The sequence below is a fragment of the Flavobacterium sp. W1B genome, assembly GCF_047344965.1.
In the GTDB taxonomy this organism is placed as follows: domain Bacteria; phylum Bacteroidota; class Bacteroidia; order Flavobacteriales; family Flavobacteriaceae; genus Flavobacterium.
The window spans coordinates 3,112,709-3,125,165 of sequence record NZ_CP178845.1 but is presented as its reverse complement, the minus strand read 5'-3'; the positions used below and the strand labels follow the sequence as shown (position 1 = coordinate 3,125,165).

Sequence of the window (12,457 nt, the reverse complement as noted above, 5' to 3'; positions counted from 1 at the left end):
GTCTATACTTATTTAAAGAAAGCCTGTACCTTAGGATCTGTTGAAATGGATAGCTCTTCAAAAGTACCTTCGGCATAATTAATACCATCAACGAGTAAAATCATTCTGTTCGAAATCACTCTGGCACAGTCCACATCATGGGTAATGATAAGTGATGAAGTATTGTATTTTTGCTGGATAGTTTTCATCAAGATTAGTATTTCCTTTGCGGTTATGGGATCTAGCCCTGTTGTAGGCTCGTCATAAAGAATAATTTTAGGCTGAAGAATTAAGGTTCTGGCAAGGGCAATCCTGCGCTTCATTCCACCCGAAAGTTCTTCGGGCATTAAATTTATAGTACGCGCCAAACCTACGTTTTCAAGTGCTTCCATAACCATAGGAGTGGTGTCTTTTAGAACTCCAAATTTTTTAGTGTGGCGTCGCAAAGGGAATTCTAAATTTTCTCGAACGGTCATAGAATCATAAAGTGCACTTCCCTGAAAGAGAAAGCCAATTTCTGTTCGAAGTTCATCTAATTCGGATCGATGTAGTTCGCTTATATTTTTGCCCATAAGTTCTATCGAGCCACTATCGGGTTGTTCAAGGCCTACCAGACATTTAATCATTACTGATTTACCTGAGCCGGATTTGCCCATGATAACCAGATTCTCGCCTTCATTCAAAACCATGTTGAAACCATTTAAAACATGATTATCACCATAGCTCTTTTTCAAGTCTTTGATTATTATAATTGGTTCTTTATTTTGTAATTCGGTTTTCATAAATTATAAAAAATATCAGTTATAAAAACAGCAATAAAATCAATAATAAAAAGCAACATAGAAGTAAATACAACGGCCGAGTTAGCAGCCAAACCAACACCTGCAGTACCTTTTTTGCAATAATATCCTTTAAAACAGCCCACTAATCCTATGGCAAACCCAAAAAAGAATGTTTTAATGGTTGCGGGAAATAAATCACCAAATTCTAATGCATTAAAAACCTTATTGAAATACAGCAAAAATGAGACATTTCCTTTGATATTTTCTACCAGATAAGAACCAAAAAGAGAAACAGCATCTCCAAAGAAAACCAATAAGGGAAGCATCAAAGTGGTGGCTAAAATTCGAGTTACAACTAAATATTTGAATGGATTTGTACCAGATACTTCCATAGCATCAATTTGTTCCGTTACTCGCATAGAACCTAATTCTGCACCAATTCCCGAGCCAATACGTCCGGCACAAATCAGAGCGGTAATAATAGGACCTATTTCTCTAATAATTGAAATGCTTACCATAGAAGGCATCCAAGAAACTGCTCCAAATTCTAAGAGTGTAGGACGCGATTGTAAGGTAAAAACCAAACCAATAATAAAACCCGTTACCGTAACAAGAAGCAAAGAACGATTTCCCATATTGTAGCATTGGCGCAGGAATTCTTTAAATTCCATCGGAGGTCTAAATGCCTCTCTAAAAAAACGACCGGCAAAGAAAGAGAGTTCACCAATTTCAAGTAAGAAAGATTTGAATATTTCTATTATTTTAAAATTGGTATTCATTTGGTATCATGAATTAATTTTCAGCAAGAAAAGCCTACTCAAATATACGGTTATTATGCTTATTATCAGTTATTTTGAGATTTTGAATTTTGATTATACAATTAATAAATCACTAATATCAATGCGATTGCTTTCGTGAGGAATGGTGTTGCAACTAATTATCTCTTTGGCACCGGAATTTTTTATTTCCTCAAAAGAATTTCCGGCAAATACGGCATGAATGCCAATACAAATAGGTGGTTTCATCCCGACAATTTTCAGATGTTTGATGGTTTCAATCATCGTATGTCCTGTTGAAATGATATCATCTATGAGGATAGGAGTGTATTCTTTATACTTATCGACGTGAGGGACAGAAACTGTTACATTAACATCATCATGGCGTATTTTTGTTAAAACGACATAAGGCGCCTCGGCATTTTTTGCGATTTCTGAAACCCATTGCTCGCTTTCGCTGTCTGGACCAATCAATAAGGGACGATCGATATTATTTTTAATCCATGTAGAGATGTGGTCAGCAGCATGTCCCAATCTTGTAGGAATCGTATAAATTTCGGATAAGCTACTTCTTCGATGCAAGTGCGGATCAATTGTGATTAGAGTATCGATAAAGCTTGAAATAAGTCTGGCAAAATAGGTAGAGCTTAGCGCTTCTCCGGGATTAAAAACTTTGTCCTGACGCATATAGGCTAGGTAAGGGGCAACAAGAGAAATGCTTTTGGCACCTAATTCTTTTGCAGTTTTTGCCAAAAAATAGACTGCTAATAATTTAGAATCGGGTTCGTGTAAGGTGCATACCAAGATAACTTCTTTATCCTTAACATCAGATAATATTCGGACATAGGTTTCTCCGTCTGGAAATTGATGGATTTCAACTTTCCCTTTTTCGCCATCTTGTTTTTGGAGAAGTAAATCCATGAGCTTTTCATTTCCAGGCAAAGCAAAAAATAGCTTCTTCATCGTATTTTATTGGATTAAAATAATGTCCTGTTCCGTTTTTAGGTATTCTATGGCATAATTCAATTCGCCTTCCGTTTCTGCATAAATACAAAATAAAAGATCTCCTTTATCTACTCTTGTTTTTAAGGGAGTATGGAGTAATACACCTGCTTTAGGATCATGTGGAGCCCCAGCAAGCTTAGCTATTTTTGCGAGTCTACGATTGTCAATTTCGGTTATAATACCGGGTTTTTCGGCATGTATATCCATTTTAAATGCTGCCAATTCGGGTTCTCTAAACCCGCCCTGAGCCTTGCAAATAGCGATGAATTTTTCATAAGCTTTTCCTGAGGAGAGTATTCGCTCGGCGGATATAAATCCATTTCCATTTTTTTGGTTGTTTGCTAAATCTATGATACTACCAGCAATAAGAAGGGATTTGTTTCTTAAATCTTGTGGCGCTTCGTTTTCGTTTCGCAATACACTTAACACATCCATGGCTTCTAATGCGGGACCAATGCCTCTGCCGATAGGTTGTGAACCATCTGTGAGAAGTACTTTTACTTCAAGTCCAAGTGCTTTTCCCACAACGGTAAAATAATATTTTAGTTTCTCTGCATCTTCTTCGGTTCTTACTTTTGCGGTTTTCCCAATAGGAATGTCAATAAGTACATGGGTGGATCCGGCGGCTGATTTTTTTGATAATACCGATGCAATCATTTGTCCCTCACCGTCGATGTCGAGAGCTCTTTCTACCCGAATTAAAATGTCATCGGCAGGACTCAGTTTTATAGAGCCGCCCCATACAAAACAGCCGTTTTCTTTTTCTACCACTTTTTTAATTTTTTTGAGGTCTAGATTTACCGTAGTCATGGTTTCTAAAGTATCAGCGGTTCCAGCCGGGGACGTTATGGCGCGGGAAGAAGTTTTAGGAATTGTGAGTCCGGCCTGAGCAATGATGGATACAACTATAGGTGTGGTTCGGTTTCCAGGAAGTCCGCCTACACAATGCTTGTCTACAACAATTTTGTTAATCCAAGATAGTTTTTGTCCTGAATTAACCATTGCTTCCGTAAGCCCAATAATTTCTTGAATATTGAGATTGTCACCGGCACAAGAAGTTATAAAAGAGGCAATCTCAATATTAGAATATTGTCCTTTTACAATGTCATTAATAATGTTTTGAAACGCTATTTTATTTAATTTCTTGCCATACATTTTAGATCGAACGCATCCCATTGAAGCGACAGGCTGAACATGTGCGAAACTGATTTCATCTTCTTCAATGGCATTTAATTGGCTCCACGCACTATTTGATAATCCGGCTTTCCCTTTTTTTAAAATTCCGTCAGTGATAATATATAAAGTAGCAATGATTGATTTTCCTTTGACGGTCACTAATACTCTATTATGTGCTTCAAAACCTTCTGACTTGCAAATATGGCAGTCTTTGCGCATAAACACAACAAATTCTTTTTGTGTGTCAATACCAAGCTGAACAAGTTTTAGAGTGTTAAAAGTATTAATCATTCTGTTTTTAATTTTCGTACAAACGCAATCGGTTTCTAACCAAAAGCAATTCGGTTTTTAAAGTATCAATTTTTTGAAGCAAATTAAATACAACATCAATACCTTCAATATTGACGTCTAATTCCTGATGCATCCGAATTATTTTTTCAATTTCGTAAATAGAATCTTGATGTACATATTGTGTTTGATCGAAGGTTTGAATCTCTATTAATCCAATTTCGTTTAGGTTATCAAAAAAAGACAACTCCATTTTATAATGAGTTGATAGGGTGTTTAGGGCAATAAAGTTTTTTGTACTCATGTTGTTCTTAGCTTAGAAAGTTCTATGAATAATTCTTTTTCTTTTTCAGTAAGATTTTTGGGAATCTGAATTTGGTAGCTGATGTATAAATCGCCAAATTCTCCTTCTTTTTTATAAACAGGGAAGCCTTTATCTTTCAGTTTTACTTTTGTACCGTTTTGAGTTCCTGGCGGGACTTTCAGTTTTACTTTTCCGTCAAAAGTATCTACGGTAATGTCGCCACCTAAAACTGCGGTAAACAAATCTAAATCAGCACTTGTGTATAGGTTGTTTTTATCGCGTTTAAAATTAGTGTGGTTTTCTATCGAGAAAGTAATGTATAAATCGCCTTTTGGACCGCCTCCGGCTCCTTCGCCACCAAGTCCGGTTATTTTTATGATTTGCCCATTTTCTACTCCTGCGGGAATGGTGAGTCTAATGTTTTTCCCGTTGATGGTTAGGGTGCGTTTGTGCGTAGCATAGACCTCTTTTAAGTCAAGATGTAATTCAGCATTGAAATCCTGTCCCTTGTATTGGGTACTCCGGCGCCCGCCACCGCTTGAGGCTCGTCCTCCAAACATGGATTCAAAAAAATCAGAATAGTCTCCGCCACCGCTAAAACCGCCAAAATCCCCGTACTGACTACCGCTTTGCTGTTGTTGTCTTTTTGATTTTTCAAATTGCTCGGCATGCTGCCAATTCTCTCCATACTCATCGTATTTTTTACGATTTTCGGCATGGCTCAACACTTCATTGGCTTCATTGATTTCTTTGAATCTTTTTTCAGCTTCCTTATTGTTAGGATTTAAGTCGGGATGGTATTTTCTGGCCAGTTTTCGGTATGCTTTTTTTATCTCGGCCTCCGTTGCTTTTTTATCCACTTCTAATATTTTGTAGTAGTCTATAAATGCCATTTTATATTTGTATCTAATTTTTGAATATGAAATTTCGAAAAACGAAGCTATGGCTTGCAATTAGGCTTAACTACTATTTTTATTTTTTTATAATTGCTTACAATCATAAAATTTATAGCAATCTTCATTTGTTCGGTAAATAAATTAGCCTAAAGTCTAAAATTAAAATAATCAACCTGTCTAACAGTTTTTAAAATTGATCTGCGGATTGTTTCTAACAGGAATGTCGCTTTTTAATCATGACTTAGTTGGAATGATAAATACCGGTTTTTCAGAATGCCTTAATACATTTTCCGCAACGCTACCTAAAAGTAGACGTAATATGCCAGTTCTTCCATGTGTGCCTATAACTATTACATCTGCATCCCATTCTTTGGCAACATCTAAAATGACTTCATATGGCTTTCCTTTTTTAATAAAAGACCAAACTTTGTAATCTTTAAAAACATTGTCAATCAACAGCTGTTGGTTTTTTTTGCAGTCGTTTTTTATGATTTGCACAAATTCCATCGGAGTAAGGGTGCTTTCGGTTACAAGCATTGTTGTGTCAACAACACTTATTAATGCAATTTCGCAGTTTAACCGAAATCCTAACTGAAAACCATATAAAGCAACTTTTTCTGAAGTTGGTTCATTATCAATTGCGATTAAAACCTTTTTTATATCATTCATGTCGTTTTTGCATTAATTCTGGTGTTTTTATAATGCTTTAAAAACATAGACCCAATTACCAATTTACTATTCAAAATATTGAAATTGATTGGTTTTGTTACACTATCAAATTTAATCAATTTTCAGGTGATAAATTGCAATAAAAATGATTTTTTTGTATTGATTGTTAGTTGTTTATGTAAATTTTTTTTTGGGTTTACTGTTTTTTAAACCGTTTCCGAAATATAAAATGACTTTTAATATAGTTGTATAAATAGGGTTTATCCAGAAATTTCACGATTTGCTTTTCTAAAATCTACAGGTCTTACTTTTACCAAATTATAAAAAGTATTGCTAAAAGTTGCCGGGCTGTTATAACCGGATGCATAAGCAATTTCACTAATTGACATTTGAGTTTGCAGCAGTTTCTCCATGCTGTGGATAATTCGGGCGAGTTTTACATATTGCAGGAATGAAATGTCTAAATCAGTTCTAAATAAACGCGAAAGACTACGACTGCTAAAACCAAAGAGTTTAGCTATATTTTTCAGCAATAAGGGCTGATCTACCTGAAGATGAATGTGTTCTAAGATGGGTCTCAATCTTTCGTTTGTAGTTGTGGGAAGTACCACCGGCAATGGATTTTTACTCATTTCGGCAATTACATTGCCTAATGTTCTAATATATTGGTACTTGTTTTTCTCTTTTTCAAAAATATTCCCACTCCAGTGCTCAGTAAATAAAATCATTTCCAAAATTAAATTTGGTGCAGGGTAAATTCCCATTGTTGCAAAAAAATCATTACTATTTAAAATGGGAGGCGGAATGTATATATTTCGTATCATGCTTATTGATGATTTCAATTCAATAAAATGTTCCATTCCTGCAGGAATCCAAACAAAATGGCGCGCCGGTAGGAAATAGGAATTGTCTTTTGTTTTTAGATAAACTGCTCCTCCTTCTACATAGGTTAGCTGATGTTTGTTATGACTGTGCATCAAAAGGCGCTCCTCAATCTTGGAGTGATATATATAAGTAGCCTTAGGATATTTGTTTACTTTTTCTAAAAAAGAAAGCGCTTTTTGGGTTGGCATAAGCTGATTTTTAATTTGGCTCAAATTAACAAATAAATGGCTTAATTGACAAAATAAGACTTGAAAATATGCCGCAATTTTGCATTTTAATTTAATTAATAAATATGCATTCCAGTCCGTATAAAATAGTATTGCCTTTATTCTTGTTTGCTATTGTATCAGTCAAAGCTCAGGTTACTATTCAGGATAGTATTCCTATTTCTTTGGAAAAAGTTTGGGAAAAAGCTGCCGTAAACAGCAAGGAGATTAAAATGAACCAATTGCATACTGAATCAGGAGCTGAGGCCGTGAAAAACGCCAAAAGCAAACAACTTCCTGAAATAGGTTTTAATGCCAATTACGGAAAATTAGCAAATATTCCCATCTATAACAATGGTATTATACATCATCCGGATTATATTCCACTAGAAGACCATTCCATTTATGGAGCAACAATTGATGCTTATTTTGAAATCTATAATGGTCATAAACTTAAAACAAATATCAAAAAAGAGACTGTAAAGCAACAGCTGTCTAAATATATGGAAGAAGAGACTAGCTTGTCTGTTCATTATCAGGTTGCCCAAACTTATTTAAAATTACAGCTTTTTTTAGAATTTGAAAAATTAGTAAAACAGAATATTTATCAGAATGAAGAACGATTAAAGTTAATTCAGAAACTGCATACTGGAGGAGTCGTTTTGAAAAGTGATTTACTGCGTGCACAATTACAATTATCGAAACAAAAAACAGCCCTCACTGAGATTCGAAATAATGCGCAACTGGCCATGCAAGAATTAAATATCTTCATGGGAGATTCAGATGAGCAAAAGTTGAAACCTATTGATCCTATTGGCTTTCAGGAAGATCAAAAAATAATGAGTTATTCTGATTATATTGATAGCGCGATAGATAATTCACCTTTGCAGAAAATTGCAAAGCAAAAAGTGGAACTCAGCAAGTTAAATATGACTGCTTTAAAAGCGGATAAATTGCCAAGAATAGGTTTATTTGGAGATTATAATTATTCCTATCCGCAGATAAAATTATATCCATATGAAAACTCACCTTACTTATTAGGAGTTGTAGGAGTAAAGCTTTCCTATTCTATTTCTTCCATTTACCATGATGTTCACAAGGAAGAAGAAGCTAAAATTCTATATGAAGAACAAAAAATAGCTCAGGAAAATGTTCAAGATAATTTGCGTAAGGCTATAAACAAAGCATATAAGCATTATGTGGAGGATCAGGAAAAAATAGAAGAACTCCATTTAAATATTAAACAAGCTACGGAGAACTACCGTATTCTAAATCAAACTTATTTTAATCAATTGACTTTAATAACGGATTTGCTTGATGCTGATACCCAATTATTACAGGCTCAATTCGAACTTATTTCAGCTAAAACCGCGCAACAATTACATTATTACCAACTTTTAAAAAATACAGGAGATCTATAATTATGGCTACAGTAACCGAAAAACATGAACGCATTGATAGAATTACTGTCAAAATAACTTATAGTATCGCTTTTTTAGTATTAATTGTATTGTTGGTGTATGGAGTTTATGCACTTATAAGAATGTATCGATACGAAGAAACCAATGATGCTCAGGTTGAGGAATATATCAACCCAATTTTGAGTCGTACTACAGGATTTGTGCAAGAAATTAAATTTAGAGATCATCAAAGAGTGCATAAAGGCGATACTTTGATGGTAATTGATAAAAACGAAACTCTGATGCAATTGCAAGAAGCCCAAGCTGCGTTGAGTGCCGCTAAAGCAACATTGCTGGTGTTAGAAAGTAATACTGTAACCACAACTAGCAGCGCTTCGGTAAGTGAGGCTAGTATAGCCGCATCCAAAGCAAAATTATGGCAACAAGAACAGGAATTTAATAGGTATAAAAAACTTCTTGCTGAAGAGGCGGTTACACAACAACATTTTGAAGCTATAAAAACCAGTTTTGAAATCGCAAAAGCAGATTATAAAGCTATTCAAAATACGTATAAAACTGCAAAAGGAAAAATAAACGATGTCGATTCTCAATTGGCGGTAGCCAGAGCTACTGTACAACAAAGAGAGGCTATAGTAGATAATATTAAACTCAATTTGACTTATGCCGTTATTACCGCTCCCGCTGATGGAATTATGGGCGATAAAACCCTACAAGTAGGACAATTGATTCAAAAAGGACAAACCTTAGGTTTTATAGTAGATCAGGATCAAGGGAAATGGATTGTAGCTAATTTTAAAGAAACCCAAATTGCAAATATGAAAGAAGGCCAGGAAGTAGAAATTAAAGTAGACGCCTATTCTAAAGAAATTTTTCATGGCAAGATACAATCTCTTGCTCCGGCAACGGGATCTCGATTCTCACTTTTACCTCCTGATAATGCCACCGGAAATTTTGTCAAGATAGTACAAAGATTCCCCGTTAGAATACTTTTGACAGATGCGTCAGAAAAAATTAAAAACCTTAAAGCTGGTATGAATGCTGAGGTATTGATTCCTAAATTATAATAGTTGTATGGATCAATCATCGACCATATTTAAAAGTTGGGTTCCCAAATGGTTTATTAGAATAATTATCTTTTTGGTAATTCTTCCTGCCGTTTCTATGTTAGCAGGCTATATTGGCGGAATAAATAGTGCTGCCAGTTATTATGGTTTGGATCCTACTGATATTCAATTCTCAATAGTTTTATACTATGTGGGTATTGCCAGTTTTTTCCCATTAGAAAAAAGATTTTTTAGCTATTTTGCTTCCAAAACTTATTTTCTAATGAGTATACTATTGTTTACAGCGATTAACTTTATATTGTATATGACCCAAAATGCAATGCTTTTCTTTGTTTTGCGTTTTTTAGGCGGGGCGGTTACAGTTGCATTAATAGGGGTTACGCTGAGTTTAATATTCTCACAATTTCATTCAGAGAGATCAAGAGTATTAGGCTACGCCGTTTTTTACGGAACCTTGCTTATTTCTAATGCTTTTTCGTATTTGTTAGATGCTTTTATTTTTCAGAATTACGATTTTAATGTATTGTATTTAGCAATTATTTATGTTCAAATTCCGGGAGTTGTATTAATGTTTATTTGTCTCAAAACAAATTTACGTTTGCATACAAAAAGGTTTCCTTTGTTTAATTTAGATTGGAAAAGCTTCTTGGTTTATGGGGCTTTACTGTTATTAATTGCCTATGTTATTTTGTATGGGCAATATTATTATTGGTTCGATAGTATTCGTATTTGGGTTTGCTCAGGAGCAATTATTTTGTTGCTTATTACTTTTATTTTAATGCAACGAAACAATAAGCGACCGTTTATTGATCTAACAGTATATAAATACCGAAATTTTAGAAGGGGAGGTCTGCTTATAGTACTGTATTATATTTGTAAAGGAGATATTAGTGTGGCAAATACTTTCCTTTTTAATGAAATGAGTTTAGATCCTTATCATTATGCCTATATGATGGCTTTTAATGCTCTAGGAATTGTTGTCGGAATAGGGATAACGGCTCGTTTTCTTTTAAGGAAACGCAATATGAGATTAATTTGGCTTGCCGGATTTGCTTTTTTACTACTGTACCATATACAAATGTTTTATATTTTTGGCACCCAAGCCAATGAAAAAAGTCTTTTAGGACCACTTTTTTTTCAAGGAATGGGGAATGGTATTTTGATGCTCTCTATAGTTTTGTTTATGATAACAGCTGTACCGGAATCCAAAAGTTTTTCGGCCTCATTAAGTGGTGTTTCTTATCGTTTTTTTGCTTTTACAGTCAGTTTTGCACTGGTTTCATTTATGAGTTTGAGGCAAGGAAGTGTGCATTATAACGAATTAGGAAATACAGTTAACACTTTAAATTCAGAATCGGCTAAACGTTTGCAATTATATGAAAATGCGGCTCTTGCCAAAGGTGCTTCGCCTATAAAAGCCAAAGTTATGGCTAAAAAGTTATTAGGTAAAGCGGTTGCTAATCACACAAATATATTGTTTGCGAGAGATTACTATTATTATATGGGAGTTCTTATATTTTTTATAATGCTGGGAATTGCATTAATCCCTCATTTGCATTATCATTTTAGAAGAATTGGTGCTAGATTGATCCCTATTTAAGCAAAATGATAGCTATTGATTAGAGAAAACAGTTTTACATCAACAGAAATTTTGTTTTATTATTTTTAGACTCCTGTTTCTTTTTCAAATCAATGAGGAAAGACTTGTAATCTATAAATTCGGAATCTTTTGGGTTGATTTGTAAAACGAAATTTATTTTGCCCAGTAGATGTTCCAAAAAGTGGGCTTGATTGATTTCTTTGTATTCCCGATGCTCGTCTATACCGAATTTTTTGATGTAATACATGGCTTGTCTCAATGCATTGCGTTTATGGAATACAACCTGAGGTTTTTCATTGACTACAATTCCCGTTACGGTTTGCCTGCTGTCAGGTTTCATCAGCTTTGTTTTGGCTGTATTGATTTTGAAACCTAATTTCTCAATGGTTTCAATCACTTTATTTAGTAATTCTTTTTCGTCAAAATCTCCTGAAAAACTCAAATCGTCAGCATAACGAGTATATCTTATTTTGTGTTGTTTGCAATAGTCTGAGATTGTAAGATCGGCATCTTTAAAGATGAGGTTAGAAAGATAAGGACTCGTAGGCGCGCCTTGTGGCAAAGTATTGTCACGGGTAGATAACTTGGCAAGTAAATTAGAAACGTTTTGGCAATAACCCAATTCAGTAAATATTTTTTCGATGCTTTCTATTTTTATCGATGGGAAAAAGTTTTCCAAATCCAACGTAAATACTTTGGGTTGATTTTTATGGAATTTTAAGTTTTCAATAATGCTAACATTGGGTTTGTACGCTTTGGCAAAAGGACTCACGGGGAGTTTATAAAGGATCTCTTTTAGGATCCAATGTTGTATTTCCATTAAACTGGGTAGCGGTTCAGATATGGGTCTTTTCTTGCCGTTTTTTTTTGTGATCTCAAAATCGCGGTAGAAATATTTAGTGTGAAGAGCCGCTTTTTTGAGGTATTCTTTTTTGTAGCCCACCAAAACTGCAAGATGCGAGGCATTATAAATAACAGGAACATTATGAGAGAATAAAGCTTGGGCATAATCCAGACAACTTTGGATATTTTGTTGGGAGTAGCCTATTTTTAGCGCTTCCTTTGTAAAACTTTCTTTGTACTGTACAAAATCCATAGGTTTAAAATCGTTAATGGAGTGAGGACTTTTTTGTCACTCACTCCAATTAGGAATACGGGTTTAAAAGGTTCGGAGCTCTGCGGAGGATCTTTTAAACCCAGTGCTTGAAAAAGCATTCAATTACAGAACAGTGACTCACTGCTCCGAGGTTAGCTGAGCTAACATTATCTTTAAAAAAGAATTAAAAAGGCAATTCATTTTGAAAAGGGATGTATACCGTTTTCTTATCCAGTTTCGGAATCTTACTTTTCAAATCCTTTTGGATCCAATCTTCTTTTTTTTTCTTTCTTTTTATAGTCGTTTCCAC

Annotated in this window: 12 protein-coding genes; 3 read left to right on the top strand and 9 right to left on the bottom strand. The window is 34.6% G+C overall.

From position 1 onward, the window contains the following. Positions 1-8: 8 nt before the first annotated feature. The 8 genes from ACMDB5_RS13600 to ACMDB5_RS13565 form a co-directional block, all read right to left on the bottom strand. The gene (locus ACMDB5_RS13600; protein WP_413998802.1) at positions 9-761 is read right to left on the bottom strand and encodes an ABC transporter ATP-binding protein; all 753 of its coding nucleotides are present in this window, start codon (positions 759-761) and stop codon (positions 9-11) included. Next, positions 758-1,540 carry an MlaE family ABC transporter permease gene (locus tag ACMDB5_RS13595; protein ID WP_413998801.1) on the bottom strand — a complete coding sequence of 261 codons (783 nt, stop codon included), beginning with the start codon at positions 1,538-1,540 and terminating at the stop codon, positions 758-760. The genes ACMDB5_RS13600 and ACMDB5_RS13595 overlap by 4 nt, the downstream gene beginning before the upstream one ends. 93 nt (positions 1,541-1,633) lie before the next feature. Then, complete coding sequence (locus ACMDB5_RS13590) at positions 1,634-2,500, bottom strand: ribose-phosphate pyrophosphokinase (protein WP_413998800.1); 867 nt, start codon at positions 2,498-2,500, stop codon at positions 1,634-1,636. 6 nt (positions 2,501-2,506) lie between these two features. Next, the gene (locus ACMDB5_RS13585) at positions 2,507-4,009 is read right to left on the bottom strand and encodes a thymidine phosphorylase family protein (protein WP_413998799.1); all 1,503 of its coding nucleotides are present in this window, start codon (positions 4,007-4,009) and stop codon (positions 2,507-2,509) included. A 7-nt stretch (positions 4,010-4,016) separates the two neighbouring features. Beyond that, on the bottom strand, positions 4,017-4,310 hold the full coding sequence (locus ACMDB5_RS13580; protein ID WP_413998798.1) for a chaperone modulator CbpM: 294 nt from the start codon (positions 4,308-4,310) through the stop codon (positions 4,017-4,019). Next, positions 4,307-5,203, bottom strand: coding sequence for a DnaJ C-terminal domain-containing protein (locus tag ACMDB5_RS13575; RefSeq protein WP_413998797.1), 897 nt, complete (start codon positions 5,201-5,203; stop codon positions 4,307-4,309). Before ACMDB5_RS13575 ends, ACMDB5_RS13580 begins: the two co-directional genes overlap by 4 nt. A gap of 237 nt (positions 5,204-5,440) precedes the next feature. Continuing rightward, positions 5,441-5,875 (bottom strand): universal stress protein, encoded by a 435-nt coding sequence (locus tag ACMDB5_RS13570; RefSeq protein ID WP_413998796.1) that lies wholly within the window; start codon positions 5,873-5,875, stop codon positions 5,441-5,443. Between the two features lie 260 nt (positions 5,876-6,135). Beyond that, complete coding sequence (locus ACMDB5_RS13565; RefSeq protein WP_413998795.1) at positions 6,136-6,948, bottom strand: helix-turn-helix domain-containing protein; 813 nt, start codon at positions 6,946-6,948, stop codon at positions 6,136-6,138. Between the two features lie 104 nt (positions 6,949-7,052). Between ACMDB5_RS13565 and ACMDB5_RS13560 the strand changes: the two genes are divergently transcribed. The 3 genes from ACMDB5_RS13560 to ACMDB5_RS13550 are packed head-to-tail and all read left to right on the top strand — an operon-like array spanning position 7,053 to position 11,051. Then, positions 7,053-8,387: a TolC family protein gene (locus ACMDB5_RS13560; RefSeq protein WP_413998794.1), complete on the top strand. Its 1,335-nt coding sequence runs from the start codon at positions 7,053-7,055 to the stop codon at positions 8,385-8,387. 2 nt (positions 8,388-8,389) lie between these two features. Then, on the top strand, positions 8,390-9,451 hold the full coding sequence (locus ACMDB5_RS13555; protein WP_413998793.1) for an HlyD family secretion protein: 1,062 nt from the start codon (positions 8,390-8,392) through the stop codon (positions 9,449-9,451). A 7-nt stretch (positions 9,452-9,458) separates the two neighbouring features. Further along, a complete protein-coding gene (locus ACMDB5_RS13550; protein ID WP_413998792.1) occupies positions 9,459-11,051 on the top strand; it encodes an MFS transporter in 1,593 nt (530 codons plus the stop codon). Between the two features lie 34 nt (positions 11,052-11,085). Here ACMDB5_RS13550 and ACMDB5_RS13545 read toward each other — a convergent pair whose 3' ends face one another. Further along, positions 11,086-12,147, bottom strand: coding sequence for a reverse transcriptase family protein (locus ACMDB5_RS13545; protein WP_413998791.1), 1,062 nt, complete (start codon positions 12,145-12,147; stop codon positions 11,086-11,088). Positions 12,148-12,457: the final 310 nt, after the last annotated feature.

Coding starts and splice junctions, on each gene's coding strand:
- ACMDB5_RS13600 (WP_413998802.1), bottom strand. CDS start 761: ATGAAAACCGAATTACAAAATAAAGAACCAATTATAATAATCAAAGAC.
- ACMDB5_RS13595 (WP_413998801.1), bottom strand. CDS start 1,540: ATGAATACCAATTTTAAAATAATAGAAATATTCAAATCTTTCTTACTT.
- ACMDB5_RS13590 (WP_413998800.1), bottom strand. CDS start 2,500: ATGAAGAAGCTATTTTTTGCTTTGCCTGGAAATGAAAAGCTCATGGAT.
- ACMDB5_RS13585 (WP_413998799.1), bottom strand. CDS start 4,009: ATGATTAATACTTTTAACACTCTAAAACTTGTTCAGCTTGGTATTGAC.
- ACMDB5_RS13580 (WP_413998798.1), bottom strand. CDS start 4,310: ATGAGTACAAAAAACTTTATTGCCCTAAACACCCTATCAACTCATTAT.
- ACMDB5_RS13575 (WP_413998797.1), bottom strand. CDS start 5,203: ATGGCATTTATAGACTACTACAAAATATTAGAAGTGGATAAAAAAGCA.
- ACMDB5_RS13570 (WP_413998796.1), bottom strand. CDS start 5,875: ATGAATGATATAAAAAAGGTTTTAATCGCAATTGATAATGAACCAACT.
- ACMDB5_RS13565 (WP_413998795.1), bottom strand. CDS start 6,948: ATGCCAACCCAAAAAGCGCTTTCTTTTTTAGAAAAAGTAAACAAATAT.
- ACMDB5_RS13560 (WP_413998794.1), top strand. CDS start 7,053: ATGCATTCCAGTCCGTATAAAATAGTATTGCCTTTATTCTTGTTTGCT.
- ACMDB5_RS13555 (WP_413998793.1), top strand. CDS start 8,390: ATGGCTACAGTAACCGAAAAACATGAACGCATTGATAGAATTACTGTC.
- ACMDB5_RS13550 (WP_413998792.1), top strand. CDS start 9,459: ATGGATCAATCATCGACCATATTTAAAAGTTGGGTTCCCAAATGGTTT.
- ACMDB5_RS13545 (WP_413998791.1), bottom strand. CDS start 12,147: ATGGATTTTGTACAGTACAAAGAAAGTTTTACAAAGGAAGCGCTAAAA.